The sequence below is a fragment of the Pseudomonas sp. FP453 genome, from assembly GCF_030687495.1.
Taxonomy (GTDB): domain Bacteria; phylum Pseudomonadota; class Gammaproteobacteria; order Pseudomonadales; family Pseudomonadaceae; genus Aquipseudomonas.
Window position 1 is genome coordinate 5,206,257 of record NZ_CP117435.1, and the last position, 14,949, is coordinate 5,221,205.

The window sequence follows — 14,949 nt, forward strand, 5'->3', positions numbered from 1 at the left end:
GGAGCCCCCCCAGAAAAGGCAGGTCACTTATGACGAAACATTAATAGAGCGCACTATGTCCACACTGATAAACGGATCAATGGCACTACAACTCCTACCTCATCACACGCCAACTCAGCGGCCGGCAGATGCTTACACATCCACAAGCCCGCAGATCGATCACGGCCGAGACCGCCCGCAGCCCCATCGCCCAGATACCAGTTGGCACCGCCCGCAACCCAACCGCCCGGGTAACAGCTGGCAGCCTGCGCAACCCCAACGCCCGGACAACAGCTGGCACCGTCCGCAGCCCAACCGCCCGGATAACAGCTGGCAACCTGCGCAAACCCAGCGCCCGGACAACAGCTGGCACCGCCCGCAACCCTACCGCCCGGATAACAGCTGGCAACCTGCGCAACCCCAACGCCCGGATAACAGCTGGCAACCTGCGCAACCCCAACGCCCGGACAACAGCTGGCACCGTCCGCAACCCTACCGCCCGGATAACACTTGGCAACCTGCGCAACCCCAGCGCCCGGACAACAGCTGGCACCGTCCGCAACCCTACCGCCCGGACAACGGCTGGCACCCTGCACAACCCCAACAACCGGACACCAATTGCCACCGTCCGCAACCCTACCGCCCGGAAAACGACTGGAACCCTGCACAACCCCAACGCCCGGACTACCAGACCACCGCTTACGACGAATATCAGCCACAGCCCCAGGATCGTCCGTACATACTGAACCGGACCTTTCCCTATCAGCCCTTTACATCGAACAGGCGGATGAACTCCCTCACGCCTAACCCATCTTGACCGACAACAAACCACACGCCTTGGAATCAGTGACGATCTGAAACCAGACGGGGGCTGGGTATCCCTACCCAGCCCCCGTCAGATAGCGGGAATAGCGTTCAGCATCCACTTCAAACCAGCGTCATCAACGCCTCACGACTGAACGGCAAGATATCCCCCTCGCGTCCTTCACGTACCTTGACCGCCCAATCCGGGTCCACCAGCAGCGCACGGCCCACAGCAACGAGGTCGAATTCATCGTTGTTCAGGCGCTCCAGCAGCTTCTCCAGGCTGGCCGGTTGCGCGACCTTGTCGGTATTGACCATAAATTGCAGGAACTCGCCATCCAGGCCGACGCTGCCCACCGTGATGGTCGGCTTGTCGGTGAGCTGGCGCGTCCAGCCGGCCAGGTTGAGGTCGGACCCTTCGAATTCCGGCTCCCAGAAACGCCGTGTAGAACAGTGGAAAATATCCACACCGGCGTCAGACAGTGGCTTGAGGAACTCACCCAATGCCTCGGGGGTTTGCACCAGGCGCGCGGTGTAATCCTGTTGTTTCCACTGGGAGAAACGGAAAATGATCGGGAAGTCCGGGCCTACGGCGGCGCGGGTAGCCTGGATCAGTTCTATGGCAAAACGCGAGCGGTTGGCCAGGCTGCCACCGTACTCGTCGGTGCGCTGGTTGCTGCCTTCCCAGAAGAACTGGTCCACCAGGTAGCCGTGGGCACCGTGGATCTCTACGCCGTCCATGCCGATGCTCTGGGCATCCTTGGCGGCCTGGGCGAAGGCGTTGATCACGTCCTTGATGTCCTGGATGGTCATGCCGTGGACGACCACGTTGCCGTCCTTGAGTTTTTCCGTCGGGCCATAGGCCGGCACGCTGGCATCAGGCTCGGTACCGATACGGCGCACGCTGCCGACATGCCACAACTGCGGGACGATCTTGCCGCCTTCTGCGTGCACGGCGTCGACCACTTTCTTCCAGCCGGCCAGGGCCGCTTCGCCGTAGAAGTGCGGGACGTTGGGGTAACCGTTGGAGGCCTGATGGCCGACCACGGTGCCTTCGGTGATGATCAGCCCCACACCGGCGGCGGCGCGGCGACGGTAGTACTCGATCACCTTGGAGTTGGGCACGCCGCCCGGCGAGAACGAGCGGGTCATCGGCGCCATGACCACACGGGTGGACAGTTGCAGAGCACCGAGCTGGAAGGGTTTGAACAAGGCTTGAACAGGCATGGGTGTACTCCACGTAAGGCGGGTTTATGACGTGGATAATATTGGCCACGCACAGGCTTGAATATCACTATTGATTTGGGTGATTAAGGGATAAAAGCTAGGATGGACAACTGTGGCGAGGGAGCTTGCTCCCGCTGGGCTGCGTAGCGGCCCCAAAATATTGGGAGCGCTTCGCACTCCAGCGGGAGCAAGCTCCCTCGCCACCGGTGATGGGTTCAGCTCAGGGCTTTTTCGATGGCCTGGACGATGGTGGGATCGTCCGGTGCCGTGCGTGGAGAGAAGCGCGCCAGCACGCGCCCATCTTTACCCAGCAGGAATTTTTCGAAGTTCCAGGTGATATCCCCAGGAAACTCGGCACCCTCCCCCGCCAGCAGCCGATACAGCTGGTGACGATCCGGCCCGTTGACGTCGAGCTTGCTGCCCAACGGGAACGTCACGCCGTAGTTGAGGCTGCAGAACTCGCGGATTTCCTCTTCGCTGCCCGGCTCCTGCCCCGCAAACTGATTGCACGGCAGGCCAAGCACGGTGAAACCCTGGTCCTTGTATTGCTGGTAGAGGTTTTCCAGCGCCGCGTATTGCGGGGTCAAGCCACACTTGGAGGCCACGTTGACCACCAGCACCACCTGGCCCTTGAAGGGCGCCAGTGGCAGCTCTTGTCCGTCCAAAGCTTTGAGTTTCAGGTCGTGGAAAGCACTCATGACGAACTCCAGATATCCCATGTTCTTGGCAAAGCGGCTCGTCGAGATTACAACCCGCAAGCCTGCAATCATAGACGCCGATTACAAAACCCGCCTGCGGGTTACTGAGCGGTCGGCCACGGCAAAATCGGAATCGCGGTCACGGCGTTCTGCGGGCTGCCTTCGATCAGGCGGTCGCTGTACACCAGGTAAACCAGGGTATTGCGCTTCTTGTCGAGGAAGCGCACCACCTGCATGGTCTTGAACACCAGCGAGGTGCGTTCCTTGAACACTTCGTCGCCGTCCTTGAGCTCGCCCTTGAAGCGGATCGGGCCGACCTGGCGGCAGGCGATCGAGGCTTCGGCGCGGTCTTCGGCCAGGCCCAGGCCGCCTTTGACGCCGCCGGTCTTGGCGCGCGACAGGTAGCAGGTCACGCCATCGACCTTGGGGTCGTCAAAGGCTTCGACGACGATCCGGTCGTTGGGGCCGACGAACTTGAACACGGTCGACACCTGGCCGATTTCTTCGGCCGAGGCCAGCAGTGGCATGGCCAGCAGCAGGCCGAGCAATCCCTTCATTACGCGCATCGTGTATTCCTTTGGTTAGACCAGTATCAGGTTGTCGCGGTGAACCAGCTCCGGTTCCGCCATGTAACCCAATAGTCCGACAATCGCATCAGAAGATTGTCCAATGATTTTCTGCGCTTCCAGGGCGCTGTAGTTGGCCAGGCCACGGGCGATCTCACGACCGTCCGGCGCGACGCACACCACCATCTCGCCACGGCGGAAGCTGCCTTGCACCAACTTGACGCCCACCGGCAGCAAGCTCTTGTTGCCTTGGGACAGCGCCGATACCGCGCCCTCGTCCAGCACCAGGGTGCCACGGGTTTGCAGGTGCCCGGCCAGCCACTGCTTGCGCGCCGCCAGCATGCCGCGTTCTGGCGACAGCAGCGTACCGATGCGCTCGCCCGCCTTGAGCCGGTCCAGCACGCGCTCGATGCGCCCGCCGACGATGATGGTGTGGGCGCCGGAACGCGCGGCCAGGCGCGCAGCGCGCAACTTGGTCTGCATGCCGCCACGACCGAGGGCACCGCCGACGCTGCCGGCCACGGCGTCCAGCGCCGGGTCATCGGCGCGCGCCTCGTAGATCAGCTGGGCGTCTGGGTTGTTGCGCGGGTCGGCGTCGAACATGCCGTCGCGGTCGGTGAGGATCACCAACAGGTCGGCTTCCACCAGGTTGGCGACGAGGGCGGCCAGGGTGTCGTTGTCGCCGAAGCGGATTTCGTCGGTGACCACGGTGTCGTTTTCGTTGATCACCGGGATGACTTTCAGCTCCACCAGCGCGCGCAAGGTGCTGCGGGCGTTGAGGTAGCGCTTGCGGTCGGACAGGTCGTCGTGGGTCAGCAGGATCTGCGCCGTGTGGCGGCCATGCTCGGCAAAGCTGGATTCCCAGGCTTGCACCAGGCCCATCTGGCCGATGGCGGCGGCGGCTTGCAGTTCGTGCATCGCGCTGGGTCGCGCGGTCCAGCCGAGGCGGCTCATCCCGGCGGCAACGGCCCCGGACGAGACCAACACCAACTCGACGCCAGCCTCATGCAAGGCCACCATCTGCTCGACCCAGACGCTCATGGCTGCGCGATCGAGCCCCTTGCCATCCGCCGTCAGCAGCGCACTTCCGATCTTTACGACCCAGCGCTGCGCACCTGTCACTTTGCTCCGCATCATCTTCAACCTTAGATTGAGGGCTGCGCGACCCAGCGCGGCCCATAACGTTAAACCCGGATACTAAAACGCCGCTCTAAAGGGAGCGGCGTTCAAGTTTATCGCAACGGATCAGTCGCGCACGTAAATGATTTCCGGACCGTCTTCATCATCCACGTCTTCTTCGTCCCAATCGTCGTCGCCGATGTCATGGACCGACTTCACGCCGCTGCGGCGCAGGGCACGCTGGTCATCCAGGGCCTGCAACTGGGCGCGGGCTTCGTCTTCGATCTGCTGATCGAGTTCAGCCAGCTCGGCCTTGAACACAGGGTCGGCCGCCAGGCGGTCGGCGCGGTCTTCGAGGTAGCGCATGATGTCGCGGGTCAGGCGCTCGGTGCCTTCTTTGGCGATGGCCGAGATCACGTAGACCGGACCTTCCCACTCCAGGCGATCGACGATTTCCTTGACGCGCTCTTCGTGCTCTTCTTCGAGGATCTGGTCGCACTTGTTCAGGACCAACCAGCGATCACGCTCGGCCAGGGCCGGGCTGAACTTGGTCAGCTCGCTGACGATCACTTCAGCGGCGTCCGGTGCGCTGGTGTCATCCAGCGGCGCCATGTCCACGAGGTGCAGCAGCAAACGGGTGCGGGACAAGTGCTTGAGGAAGCGAATGCCCAGGCCAGCGCCGTCGGAAGCACCTTCGATCAGGCCGGGAATGTCGGCGACCACGAAGCTTTTCCAGCGATCCACGCTGACCACGCCCAGGTTTGGCACCAGGGTGGTGAACGGGTAATCGGCGACTTTCGGCTTGGCGGCCGACACCGAGCGGATGAAGGTACTTTTACCGGCGTTCGGCAAGCCCAGCAGGCCAACGTCGGCCAGTACTTTCATTTCCAGCTTGAGGTCACGCTGCTCGCCCGGCTTGCCTGGCGTGGTCTGGCGTGGCGCACGGTTGGTACTGGACTTGAATCGGGTGTTACCCAGACCGTGCCAGCCGCCCTGCACAACCATCAGCTTCTGGCCGGCCTTGGTCAGGTCGCCAATCACTTCCTGGGTAGCGGAGTCGATAATGGTGGTGCCGACCGGTACACGCAGTACCAGGTCTTCGCCTTTTTTACCGGTGCAGTCGGTGCTGCCGCCGTTGGAACCACGCTCGGCATCGAAGTGCCGGGTGTAACGGTAGTCGACCAGGGTGTTGAGGTTTTCGTCGGCCATCATGTAGATGGAACCGCCGTCACCGCCGTCACCGCCGTTCGGGCCACCGTTTTCGATGAACTTTTCGCGACGGAAACTCATGCAACCGTTACCGCCGTCGCCTGCTTTTACTCGGATGGAAACTTCATCAACGAACTTCATAACAAAACGCCTCTCGCCGCACGGACGAGCTTAAGAAACCAAGACATAAGACTCTTGCAAAAATGAGCGCAGCGACCTCAATCAGCGACCGCATATCCAGCGCTTGAGCTCATTACAAACAGCTTTGCAAGAGACTCACTCCACAAACGAAAAAGCCCCGTCGCAAGACAGGGCTTTTCCAGCGATCTCGCAATTAAGCTGCGACAACGCTCACGTAACGGCGGTTGAACGCGCCTTTTACTTCAAACTTGATCACGCCTTCGATTTTCGCGAAGAGGGTGTGATCTTTACCCATGCCTACACCGTAACCGGCGTGGAATTGGGTGCCGCGCTGACGCACGATGATGTTGCCCGGAATGATTTTCTGGCCGCCATACATCTTGACGCCAAGGCGTTTGGCTTCTGAATCGCGACCGTTACGGGTACTACCACCAGCTTTTTTGTGTGCCATGAGTCAATTCTCCTAGTGAGGAATTAGGCTGAAATTAAGCCTGAATACCGGTGATTTTGATCTCGGTGTACCACTGGCGGTGGCCCATACGCTTCATGTGGTGCTTACGACGACGGAACTTGATGATGCGGACTTTATCGTGACGACCTTGGGAGATCACTTCAGCCACAACGGTAGCGCCAGCAACAACTGGAGCGCCGATGTTCACGTCATCGCCATTGGCGACCAACAGAACGCGATCAAAAGTAACGGATTCGCCGGTAGCGATTTCCAGTTTTTCGATCTTCAGGTATTCACCTGGGGCGACCTTGTATTGCTTGCCACCAGTAACAATTACTGCGTACGACATGGTATTTCTCCGATAATCCTGCTCACCCAGCTCTTTATAAGAAGAGGTATTGGCTGGCATGGCTGCATGGGATGGACGTCCCGAATGCAATTGCGTAAGGCAGGTGCTGCCCAGGAAGTTCAGGGTGCGCGATTGTACGCAAGGTAAATGGCTGTTGCAAGTGGCCGCCCATCGCGCCTTGACACCCGGGGGTGAGGGTCCTAGCATGCCGCGCAACCCTTCTGGAGCGACTGTCGCTGATGCAACCCCAAGCCTTCTACCGCGCGGTCGCGGACGATTTTAGCGCCGTCGATGGCATCATCAAGAAGCAGCTGACTTCTAAAGTGCCGCTGGTCTCCAAAATTGGCGACTACATTACGTCGGCCGGCGGCAAACGTCTGCGTCCTTTATTAGTGTTGCTGTGTGGCAAGGCCCTGGGCCGCGAAGGCGATGACCTGCGCCTGCTGGCCGCCACCATCGAATTCCTGCACACCGCCACCCTGCTGCATGACGACGTGGTCGACATGTCCGGCATGCGCCGTGGCCGTGAGACCGCCAACGCCATGTGGGGCAACGCCCCGAGCGTATTGGTGGGCGACTTCCTGTATTCGCGCTCGTTCGAGATGATGGTCGAACTGGGCTCGATGCCGGTGATGAAGATTCTGTCCCAGGCCACGCGCATCATCGCCGAAGGCGAAGTGTTGCAGCTGTCCAAGGTGCGCGACGCCAGCACCACCGAAGAAACCTACATGGAAGTGATTCGCGGCAAAACCGCGATGCTCTTCGAAGCCTCCACCCACAGCGCCGCCGCACTGTGTGGCGCGACCGCCGAACAGGCCGAAGCCCTACGCACCTTTGGCGACCACCTGGGCGTGGCGTTCCAATTGGTCGACGACCTGCTCGACTACCGTGGCGACGCCGAAACCCTGGGCAAGAACGTCGGTGACGACCTGGCCGAGGGCAAGCCGACCTTGCCGCTGATCTACACCATGCGCGAAGGCACGCCGGAACAGGCGACCCTGGTGCGCAAGGCGATCCAGAAAGGCGGGATCGAAGACCTGGAAAGCATCCGCGAAGCCGTGGAAGCCTCGGGCTCGCTGGACTACACCGCGCAGTTGGCACGTGACTACGTGGCCCGTGCGATCAAATGCCTGGAAGCCCTGCCGGCCAGCGAATACCGGGATGCCCTGGTTGAGCTGAGCGAGTTTGCGGTCGCGCGTACCCACTGATTGCACACTGATCAATGTGGGAGCCAGCTCCCACATTAGACCCAGTCAAGCTCCACCCACCGCTAAAACCCTATATAATGTGCGACTTTTAGCCATCCCTGACTCTCAAGGAGCTTTAGTGAGCACGTTGCCACCCTGCCCGAAATGCAATTCCGAATACACCTACGAAGACGGCGCCCAGCTGATCTGCCCGGAATGCGCCCATGAGTGGTCCGCCAATGGCGAGACCGAAGCAGCCGGCGATGAAACCGTGAAGAAAGACTCTGTGGGCAACGTCCTGCAGGACGGCGACACCATCACCGTGATCAAGGACCTCAAGGTCAAGGGTACCTCCCTGGTGGTCAAGGTCGGCACCAAGGTCAAGAACATCCGCCTGTGCGACGGCGACCACGATATCGATTGCAAGATCGACGGTATCGGCCCGATGAAACTCAAGTCCGAGTTCGTACGCAAGGTCTGAACCTGCTGCTTCCATCCCGCGCCCGCCGCGGGATGGCGTTTTGCCCTCCCGTTTGACTCCGCGCAATATCCACACAGAAAAAACCACAAACCGCCAATAGGCACTTGCTATTCTACGAATAAGAATTATTCTCATTGAAACTTATCAAGGAGAACCACCATGACTTATTTGATCGATGCCTGGCTCGACCGCCCACACCCTTACCTGCGCATCCTGCACCGGGAAACCGGCGAAGTCTGTGCGGTGCTGGAAGAAGAAGCGCTCAACGAGCTACAAGACCAGGGCGACCTGGACGTAAATGGCTTGAGTTCGAGTGAACCGGGGGTGTTGAAGGAGGTGGTGCGCAATCTGTTTCTGTTCTGCTATGCCCGAGCGTTGCGCCCGGCCACGGAGCTGCATGGCAAGTTTCATCCATGAAAATACCCGCAAAGCCTGAATGCACCGGCTTTATGTGGGAGCCGGGCTTGCCCGCGATGCAGACGACTCGGTCAACCCTGCTACCGAGGTGATGCTATCGCAGGCAAGCCAGCTCCCACATAAAGCCAATGCTACCGGGTCTTACAGAACGTCGAGCAGCTCGACGTCGAACACCAGAACGCTGTGCGGCGGGATGCTGCCAACGCCTTGAGCGCCGTAAGCCAGTTCGCTCGGCACGTACAGACGCCATTTGCTGCCGGCATTCATCAGTTGCAGGGCTTCGGTCCAGCCAGCGATCACGCCGCCAACCGGGAATTCTGCAGGCTGGCCACGCTCGTAGGAGCTGTCGAACACAGTGCCGTCGATCAGGGTTCCGTGGTAGTGAGTGCGCACTTGATCTTCACGGGTTGGCTTGGCGCCATCACCGGCAGTCAGCACTTCAAATTGCAGGCCCGAAGCCAGGGTGGTGATGCCATCACGCTTGGCGTTTTCAGCCAGGAAAGCCAGGCCTTCGCCCGCCGCAGCTTCTGCCTTGGCAGCGGCTTCGGCTTGCATGATTTCACGGATAACCTTGAAGCTGGCAGCCATTTGCTCTTGGTCAACACGGCTTGGCTTGCCGGCGAAGGCGTCAGTCAGGCCGGCCAGGATTGCGTCCAGGCTCACGCCCGGCGGCGGGTTGTCGCGCAGTTGGTCGCCCAGTTGACGGCCGATGCCGTAGCTGACGCGGGTTTCATCGGTGGACAGATTGACTTCGGACATGAAGGTGCTCCGCTGTAGGACGACACACAAAAAAGCCGCACGAAGGCCGCACTTTTCCTGTCGCCCAAAACTAAAAGGGCCAGCAGACTAGCACACAACACCCGGCCTTGATGAGCGCCCCGGCGTACCTATCTACAACCAGACACGTGCCCCCCACCCTGCCCATTCATCGGGCAGATCCGCTGTTTGCGCCTAACGGCGAAAAAGCCATTTCAGATTCACGTCGCGCCGCCGATACCCACCTACATACTTTGGCTGGCTCAAACAACAATACCGTCCAGCAAACAGATATCACCTTTGCGGAGCATTCGATGAATAGCTGGTTCGGCAACATTAGCGTCAATCTCAAACTGGGCCTGGGCTTTGGTCTGGTGCTGGTCCTCACCTCGATCCTGGCCCTTACCGGCTGGACCAGCCTGAGCGGTCTGATTGACCGCAGCAATTGGATGAGCGACATCACCCAGCTCAACGCTTCGCTGACCAAGCTGCGCATCGTGCGCCTGCAATACATGCTGGCCAACGGCGACGAAACCGTGGCACAAAACGTCCAGACCAGCCTGGATGCCTTCGCCGCCCAGCAGCAGAAACTGCTGGACAGCTTCAAGAGCCCGGAAAACCTCAAGCTGCTCAACGAGCAGAAAGCCGTCATCACCGCCTACCAGCAGTCCCTGAGCAAAATGCGCGAGGCCTACCGTAACGGCAACGCCGCACGTCAGGTCATGGGCGACAAGGCCGACATCGCCAATGCCCAGATCAATGCACTCGACACCAGCGTGCAGCAAATGGCCGACAGCCCGGAGCGCTTCACCCAGTTCCAGGCCGTGACCCAGGCCAAGGAAGACTTCCAGCTGGCTCGTTACGAAGTACGCGGCTACACCAATAACGTCAACGCCGACACCGAAGCCCGCGCCGCCGCACAGATCGAAAAAGCCCTCGGTGGCCTGAAAAAACTCAGCGCAGTTTTTGGCGCCGACCAGCAAACCGCGCTGACCGCGCTGGAAACCGCCCTCGGCGCCTACCGCACGGCGGTACAAAGCTACAAGGCCGCCAACGCCAACATCGTCAGCGCCCGTGCCGAAATGACCACCCAAGGCGCCGATATCGTCACCATCAGCGACAAGCTCTACGACATCCAGCTGGACCGCCGTGACGCCGAAAGCGCCCCAGGCCCGCAGCCTGCAATTGATCAGCACGTTGCTGGCCCTGCTGGTCGGAATCATCGCGGCCCTGGTCATCACCCGCCAGATCACCCGCCCACTGCAAGAAACCCTGGCCGTGGTGGAACGCATTGCTTCCGGCGATTTGAGCCACAACATCCAGGTCACCCGTCGTGATGAACTGGGCGTGCTGCAACAAGGCATCCAGCGCATGGGCACGACCCTGCGCGAATTGATCAGCGGGATCCGTGACGGTGTGACGCAAATCGCCAGCGCCGCCGAAGAGTTGTCGGCCGTGACCGAGCAGACCAGCGCCGGGGTGAACAGCCAGAAGATCGAAACCGATCAGGTCGCCACCGCCATGCACGAGATGACCGCCACCGTGCAGGAAGTCGCGCGCAACGCCGAACAGGCCTCCCAAGCCGCTTCCGACGCCGATGGCCAAGCCCGCGAAGGGCGACAAGGTGGTGGCCGAAGCCATCGCCCAGATCGAACGCCTCGCCGCTGAAGTGGCACGCTCCACCGACGCCATGGCGCACCTGCAACAAGAGAGCAACAAGATCGGCAGCGTGATGGACGTGATCAAGGCCGTGGCCGAGCAGACCAACCTGTTGGCGCTCAACGCGGCCATTGAAGCCGCACGTGCCGGTGAGGCCGGTCGCGGCTTTGCCGTGGTCGCCGACGAAGTGCGTGGCCTGGCCCAGCGCACACAGAAATCCACCGAGGAAATCGAAGGCCTGGTGGCCGGCCTGCAAAATGGCACCCAGCAAGTGGCCACGGTGATGAACAACAGCCGCAGCCTCACGGACAGCAGCGTCGAGCTGACGCGCAAGGCCGGTGTGTCCCTGGAAAACATCACCCGCACGGTGTCGAATATCCAGTCGATGAACCAGCAGATCGCCGCCGCAGCCGAGCAGCAGAGTGCCGTGGCGGAAGAGATCAGCCGCAGTATCGTGAATGTGCGGGATGTGTCGGAGCAGACGGCTACGGCGAGTGACGAGACCGCCAAGTCGAGTGTTGAATTGGCGCGTTTGGGCAGCCAGTTGCAGCAGATGGTCAGTCACTTCCGGGTGTAAGCAACATCATTGTGGCGAGGGAGCTTGCTCCCGCTGGGTCGCGCAGCGGCCCCAACAATATTGGGAGCGCTTCGCACTCCAGCGGGAGCAAGCTCCCTCGCCACAGGCAAACTTAGACATACTCGGCCCTCCGTGAGTTGGGCCTTACCTCCAGCGCACTTACCGGAACATGTGGGCCTTCGGACGCAGGTCAATGGTCCTGTGAGGTGGCTGGGTTTATGGGCCTTCCGCATGAATCCGGCACGGGGTGCAAAACCCGTGGCGGTCGGTCCAAATATCTGCGCGCTAACCCAGCCAATCTCCATCACGACGAACACGGAACGAGGGCGATACTAACTCAGCCCTCCAAGCCAAGGTGTGACAAGCAACGCCAGATTATCCTTAAAATTGTTGCCGTTTTTTACATGCATATTTACCAAGTTAGCTTGGCTTGTAGAAATGAAAACCGCCCATCGTCAAGGCTTGCTTAGCACCTTCGAGCAGCAGTAATATCACCAACAGGTCAGTGGTCCTGTGAAACAGCAACCCAACCGCAAACTGGGATTGCAATAAAAAACCGCCTTAACGAAGGCGGTTTTTTATTGCCTGCGATTTACTCCTCAGCCCTCACCTTCTTCAACAAACACCAGCCGATTCCCAAACGGGTCCTTGATGCTCATCTCCCGCGAGCCCCAAGGCGTCTGTTCAACCTCAGGCTTGGCATAACGGTAATCCTTGCCCGCCAACTGCTGCTGGTAACCGTCCACCCCTTGCGCCTGAATCCGCACCGCCGCCCCCGGCGACGCATCGCCATGATGCTCGGACAAATGCAGCACGCACTCACCCAACGACACCTGCAAATACAGCGGGAAATTCGCCTCGAAGCGATGCTGCCAATCCACCGTGAACCCCAGGAAGTCGACGTAAAATTCCAGCGCCTTGGCCTCGTCGAAAATCCGCAAGATGGGGGTGACTTTTCCTAAGTGCATGGCAACCGCTCCGTGTATGAAAAGCACCCACTATAGAGACGAAAACCCCTTGCGCAAATCCCCGCTACGCGCCAGGAACCGACCCGGCCGTTGGCCATTGGCCTGGCCGTCGCAGTAGCTCAACACACCATTGATCCACACCCCGTCGATCCCTTCCGCCGCGCGCTGCGGATCCTTGAAGTCGGCCACGTCACGCACACGCATGGGATCAAACAACACCAGGTCGGCCCAATGCCCCTCGCGAATCTCACCCCGCTCGGCCAAGCCAAACCGCGCCGCCGACAACCCGGTCATCTTGTGCACCGCCGTGTGCAACGGGAACAAGCCCACATCCCGGCTGAAATGCCCCAACACCCGTGGAAACGCGCCCCACAAGCGCGGGTGGGGGAACGGATCTTCCGGCAACCCATCCGAGCCCACCATCGACAGCGGATGCGCGAGGATACGTCGCACATCCGCCTCATCCATCCCGTAGTACACCGCCCCCGCCGGTTGCAGGCGACGCGCCGCGTCCATCAGCGAAACGTCCCACTCGGCGGCGATGTCCTGCAAGTCGCGCCCGCCCAGTTCAGGGTGCGGTGTTGACCAGGTAATGGTGATACGAAACGCATCGGTGACCTGCTTGAGGTCCAGGGTCGAAGAGCTGGCCGCATAGGGATAACAATCACACCCCACCGGGTGGGTTTTCGCCGCCAATTCCAACGCCGCCAACAGCTGCGGACTACGCCCCCAGTTCCCCGCGCCGGCACATTTAAGGTGGGAAATGATCACCGGCACCTTGGCATGCCGGCCGATCAGGAACGCTTCATCCATGGCCTCCAGCACCGGTTCGAATTCACTGCGCAAATGGGTGGTGTACACCGCACCGAACGCCGTCAGTTCTTCAGTGAGTTGCAGCACCTCATCGGTCTCGGCATTGAACGCGCTGGCGTACGCCAGCCCTGTGGATAACCCGAGCGCGCCGGCTTCGAGGCTTTCTTGCAGCTGCACGCGCATGGCAGCGATTTCATCCGGCGTGGCCGTGCGGTGCAGGTCGTCCATGTGGTTGCTGCGCAGCGCCGTATGGCCGATCAGGGCGGCGACGTTGACCGCCGGATGGGCGCGTTCGACGGCCGCTCGATAGTCGCTGAAACGCGGATAAACAAACGCCGAAGCGCTGCCGAGCAAATTCATCGGGTCCGGCGGATCACTGCGCAAACTCACCGGCGAGGCGCTAATGCCGCAATTGCCGACAATCACCGTGGTCACGCCCTGGCTCAGCTTGGGCAGCATCTGCGGTTGGCGGATCACCACCGTGTCATCGTGGGTGTGCACGTCGATAAAACCCGGCGCCAACACGCGGCCGCTGGCGTCGACCTCATGCTCGGCCGTCGCTGCCGAGAGGTCGCCGATCGCCGCGATGCGCCCCGCACGCAGCCCCACATCGGCGAGGTAGCCGGGGGTGTTGCTGCCATCAATGATCAGCGCCTGGCGAATCAACGTGTCGTACTTCATTTCAGTCTCCAAGCGGCAGGCTGTCAGGGCCGCCGCGGTAATCGTCGAGGGCCAGCTTGATCCGGCGCAGGCGTTCCCGGTTGTCGTCCGGCATGGCCAGCGCCAGCTCGGTGGCGAGCAGGTCGATGGCCAGCAGCATGCCGTAGCGCGCCGCCGTGGGTTTGTAGATAAAACTGGTTTCGGCCGGTTGCAGCGGCAGCAGCACGTCGGCCAACTCCGCCAGGGGTGAATCGGCCAGGGTGATGGCGATGATGCGCGCGTCGTAGTTGCGCGCCAGCGCCACCACGTCGAGCAACTCGGGGGTGCGGCCGGTCAGGGAGCACACGATCAACACATGCGCCGCGCCCAGGGTTGCCGCCGTGACGCGCATCATCACCGGGTCATGGCAGGCCGCTATCGGATAGCCCAGGCGCACCAGGCGCACCTGCAACTCATCGCTGCACAGGCTCGACGGGCCGCCCATGCCAAACGCGTGGATCATCCGCGCCTGGCCCAGCAGGCTCACTGCATCGACAAACCCCGCCTGATTGAAGCCGGACAGGTGCTGACGCAACGTCGCCTCGATATCGCAGAGAATCTGCCGATGAAACGCCGACTGTTCCGGCTTGCCCGCCGGGTCGAGGAAGCGGCTGCCCACGCCACTCGCCTGGGCCAGTTGCAGGCGCAGGTCGCGTAAATCGCGGCAGCCAACACTGCGGGCAAACCGCGACAGCGTGGCGGTGCTGACCTCGGCCCGCTGGGACAACTCTTCCAGGCTGGCCGACGCGGCAAAACCCACGTCATCGAGCATCAGCTTGGCGATACGGCCTTCGCCAGCGCTGAAGGAATCCTGGCGGGCGCGGATCTGGTAGAGGATGTCCATGGGGT

General features: G+C 61.1%; 18 protein-coding genes. 7 read left to right on the top strand and 11 right to left on the bottom strand.

Annotated features, from left to right (window positions below; genetic code table 11):
- Nucleotides 1-79 precede the first annotated feature (79 nt).
- Entirely contained in the window at nucleotides 80-796 is a 717-nt protein-coding gene (locus PSH87_RS23690; protein ID WP_305431344.1) for a hypothetical protein, read from the top strand.
- 110 nt (nucleotides 797-906) lie between these two features.
- Here PSH87_RS23690 and PSH87_RS23695 read toward each other — a convergent pair whose 3' ends face one another.
- The 7 genes from PSH87_RS23695 to rplU form a co-directional block, all read right to left on the bottom strand.
- Nucleotides 907-2,010, bottom strand: coding sequence for an NADH:flavin oxidoreductase (locus PSH87_RS23695; protein WP_305431346.1), 1,104 nt, complete (start codon nucleotides 2,008-2,010; stop codon nucleotides 907-909).
- A 215-nt stretch (nucleotides 2,011-2,225) separates the two neighbouring features.
- Nucleotides 2,226-2,708, bottom strand: coding sequence for a glutathione peroxidase (locus tag PSH87_RS23700; RefSeq protein ID WP_017735027.1), 483 nt, complete (start codon nucleotides 2,706-2,708; stop codon nucleotides 2,226-2,228).
- A gap of 101 nt (nucleotides 2,709-2,809) precedes the next feature.
- Nucleotides 2,810-3,274, bottom strand: a complete 465-nt coding sequence (locus PSH87_RS23705; RefSeq protein ID WP_015885841.1) for a CreA family protein — start codon at nucleotides 3,272-3,274, stop codon at nucleotides 2,810-2,812.
- A 15-nt stretch (nucleotides 3,275-3,289) separates the two neighbouring features.
- Nucleotides 3,290-4,408 (bottom strand): glutamate 5-kinase, encoded by a 1,119-nt coding sequence (gene proB / locus PSH87_RS23710; protein WP_017735025.1) that lies wholly within the window; start codon nucleotides 4,406-4,408, stop codon nucleotides 3,290-3,292.
- A 111-nt stretch (nucleotides 4,409-4,519) separates the two neighbouring features.
- Entirely contained in the window at nucleotides 4,520-5,743 is a 1,224-nt protein-coding gene (gene cgtA, locus PSH87_RS23715) for an Obg family GTPase CgtA (protein ID WP_017735024.1), read from the bottom strand.
- Nucleotides 5,744-5,936: 193 nt separating this feature from the next.
- The gene (gene rpmA, locus PSH87_RS23720) at nucleotides 5,937-6,194 is read right to left on the bottom strand and encodes a 50S ribosomal protein L27 (RefSeq protein WP_003176049.1); all 258 of its coding nucleotides are present in this window, start codon (nucleotides 6,192-6,194) and stop codon (nucleotides 5,937-5,939) included.
- 34 nt (nucleotides 6,195-6,228) lie between these two features.
- On the bottom strand, nucleotides 6,229-6,543 hold the full coding sequence (gene rplU, locus PSH87_RS23725) for a 50S ribosomal protein L21 (RefSeq protein ID WP_003176051.1): 315 nt from the start codon (nucleotides 6,541-6,543) through the stop codon (nucleotides 6,229-6,231).
- A 239-nt stretch (nucleotides 6,544-6,782) separates the two neighbouring features.
- Here rplU and PSH87_RS23730 point away from each other — a divergent pair, with 239 nt between their 5' ends.
- The 3 genes from PSH87_RS23730 to PSH87_RS23740 all read left to right on the top strand — a co-directional run bounded on the left by PSH87_RS23730 (nucleotide 6,783) and on the right by PSH87_RS23740 (nucleotide 8,628).
- On the top strand, nucleotides 6,783-7,751 hold the full coding sequence (locus tag PSH87_RS23730; protein ID WP_305431349.1) for a polyprenyl synthetase family protein: 969 nt from the start codon (nucleotides 6,783-6,785) through the stop codon (nucleotides 7,749-7,751).
- A gap of 118 nt (nucleotides 7,752-7,869) precedes the next feature.
- Nucleotides 7,870-8,211 carry a zinc ribbon domain-containing protein YjdM gene (locus PSH87_RS23735; RefSeq protein WP_017735022.1) on the top strand — a complete coding sequence of 114 codons (342 nt, stop codon included), beginning with the start codon at nucleotides 7,870-7,872 and terminating at the stop codon, nucleotides 8,209-8,211.
- A 159-nt stretch (nucleotides 8,212-8,370) separates the two neighbouring features.
- A complete protein-coding gene (locus PSH87_RS23740; protein WP_017735021.1) occupies nucleotides 8,371-8,628 on the top strand; it encodes a hypothetical protein in 258 nt (85 codons plus the stop codon).
- Between the two features lie 141 nt (nucleotides 8,629-8,769).
- Here the strand turns inward: PSH87_RS23740 and PSH87_RS23745 are convergent, their stop codons facing one another.
- Nucleotides 8,770-9,387 carry an FKBP-type peptidyl-prolyl cis-trans isomerase gene (locus tag PSH87_RS23745; RefSeq protein WP_017477811.1) on the bottom strand — a complete coding sequence of 206 codons (618 nt, stop codon included), beginning with the start codon at nucleotides 9,385-9,387 and terminating at the stop codon, nucleotides 8,770-8,772.
- 311 nt (nucleotides 9,388-9,698) lie between these two features.
- Between PSH87_RS23745 and PSH87_RS28930 the strand changes: the two genes are divergently transcribed.
- Genes PSH87_RS28930 through PSH87_RS28940 form a run of 3 tightly spaced genes read left to right on the top strand, consistent with a single transcriptional unit; the run spans nucleotide 9,699 to nucleotide 11,620 of the window.
- Nucleotides 9,699-10,721 (top strand): methyl-accepting chemotaxis protein, encoded by a 1,023-nt coding sequence (locus PSH87_RS28930; protein ID WP_370695282.1) that lies wholly within the window; start codon nucleotides 9,699-9,701, stop codon nucleotides 10,719-10,721.
- The gene (locus tag PSH87_RS28935) at nucleotides 10,663-11,052 is read left to right on the top strand and encodes a methyl-accepting chemotaxis protein (protein ID WP_370695283.1); all 390 of its coding nucleotides are present in this window, start codon (nucleotides 10,663-10,665) and stop codon (nucleotides 11,050-11,052) included. Before PSH87_RS28930 ends, PSH87_RS28935 begins: the two co-directional genes overlap by 59 nt.
- Nucleotides 10,982-11,620 (top strand): methyl-accepting chemotaxis protein, encoded by a 639-nt coding sequence (locus tag PSH87_RS28940; protein WP_370695284.1) that lies wholly within the window; start codon nucleotides 10,982-10,984, stop codon nucleotides 11,618-11,620. Before PSH87_RS28935 ends, PSH87_RS28940 begins: the two co-directional genes overlap by 71 nt.
- A gap of 599 nt (nucleotides 11,621-12,219) precedes the next feature.
- Here PSH87_RS28940 and PSH87_RS23755 read toward each other — a convergent pair.
- Genes PSH87_RS23755 through PSH87_RS23765 form a run of 3 tightly spaced genes read right to left on the bottom strand, consistent with a single transcriptional unit; the run spans nucleotide 12,220 to nucleotide 14,944 of the window.
- Entirely contained in the window at nucleotides 12,220-12,588 is a 369-nt protein-coding gene (locus tag PSH87_RS23755) for a glyoxalase superfamily protein (RefSeq protein WP_305431352.1), read from the bottom strand.
- A gap of 30 nt (nucleotides 12,589-12,618) precedes the next feature.
- Nucleotides 12,619-14,082: an amidohydrolase family protein gene (locus PSH87_RS23760; protein ID WP_017735017.1), complete on the bottom strand. Its 1,464-nt coding sequence runs from the start codon at nucleotides 14,080-14,082 to the stop codon at nucleotides 12,619-12,621.
- 1 nt (nucleotide 14,083) lies between these two features.
- Nucleotides 14,084-14,944: a MurR/RpiR family transcriptional regulator gene (locus tag PSH87_RS23765; protein WP_305431354.1), complete on the bottom strand. Its 861-nt coding sequence runs from the start codon at nucleotides 14,942-14,944 to the stop codon at nucleotides 14,084-14,086.
- Nucleotides 14,945-14,949 lie beyond the last annotated feature (5 nt).

Coding starts and splice junctions, on each gene's coding strand:
- PSH87_RS23740 (WP_017735021.1), top strand. CDS start 8,371: ATGACTTATTTGATCGATGCCTGGCTCGACCGCCCACACCCTTACCTG.
- PSH87_RS23700 (WP_017735027.1), bottom strand. CDS start 2,708: ATGAGTGCTTTCCACGACCTGAAACTCAAAGCTTTGGACGGACAAGAG.
- rpmA (WP_003176049.1), bottom strand. CDS start 6,194: ATGGCACACAAAAAAGCTGGTGGTAGTACCCGTAACGGTCGCGATTCA.
- PSH87_RS23745 (WP_017477811.1), bottom strand. CDS start 9,387: ATGTCCGAAGTCAATCTGTCCACCGATGAAACCCGCGTCAGCTACGGC.
- PSH87_RS28940 (WP_370695284.1), top strand. CDS start 10,982: ATGGCCAAGCCCGCGAAGGGCGACAAGGTGGTGGCCGAAGCCATCGCC.
- PSH87_RS23755 (WP_305431352.1), bottom strand. CDS start 12,588: ATGCACTTAGGAAAAGTCACCCCCATCTTGCGGATTTTCGACGAGGCC.
- PSH87_RS23690 (WP_305431344.1), top strand. CDS start 80: ATGGCACTACAACTCCTACCTCATCACACGCCAACTCAGCGGCCGGCA.
- PSH87_RS23765 (WP_305431354.1), bottom strand. CDS start 14,944: ATGGACATCCTCTACCAGATCCGCGCCCGCCAGGATTCCTTCAGCGCT.
- PSH87_RS23730 (WP_305431349.1), top strand. CDS start 6,783: ATGCAACCCCAAGCCTTCTACCGCGCGGTCGCGGACGATTTTAGCGCC.
- PSH87_RS23705 (WP_015885841.1), bottom strand. CDS start 3,274: ATGCGCGTAATGAAGGGATTGCTCGGCCTGCTGCTGGCCATGCCACTG.
- cgtA (WP_017735024.1), bottom strand. CDS start 5,743: ATGAAGTTCGTTGATGAAGTTTCCATCCGAGTAAAAGCAGGCGACGGC.
- rplU (WP_003176051.1), bottom strand. CDS start 6,543: ATGTCGTACGCAGTAATTGTTACTGGTGGCAAGCAATACAAGGTCGCC.
- PSH87_RS23695 (WP_305431346.1), bottom strand. CDS start 2,010: ATGCCTGTTCAAGCCTTGTTCAAACCCTTCCAGCTCGGTGCTCTGCAA.
- PSH87_RS23760 (WP_017735017.1), bottom strand. CDS start 14,082: ATGAAGTACGACACGTTGATTCGCCAGGCGCTGATCATTGATGGCAGC.
- PSH87_RS28930 (WP_370695282.1), top strand. CDS start 9,699: ATGAATAGCTGGTTCGGCAACATTAGCGTCAATCTCAAACTGGGCCTG.
- proB (WP_017735025.1), bottom strand. CDS start 4,408: ATGCGGAGCAAAGTGACAGGTGCGCAGCGCTGGGTCGTAAAGATCGGA.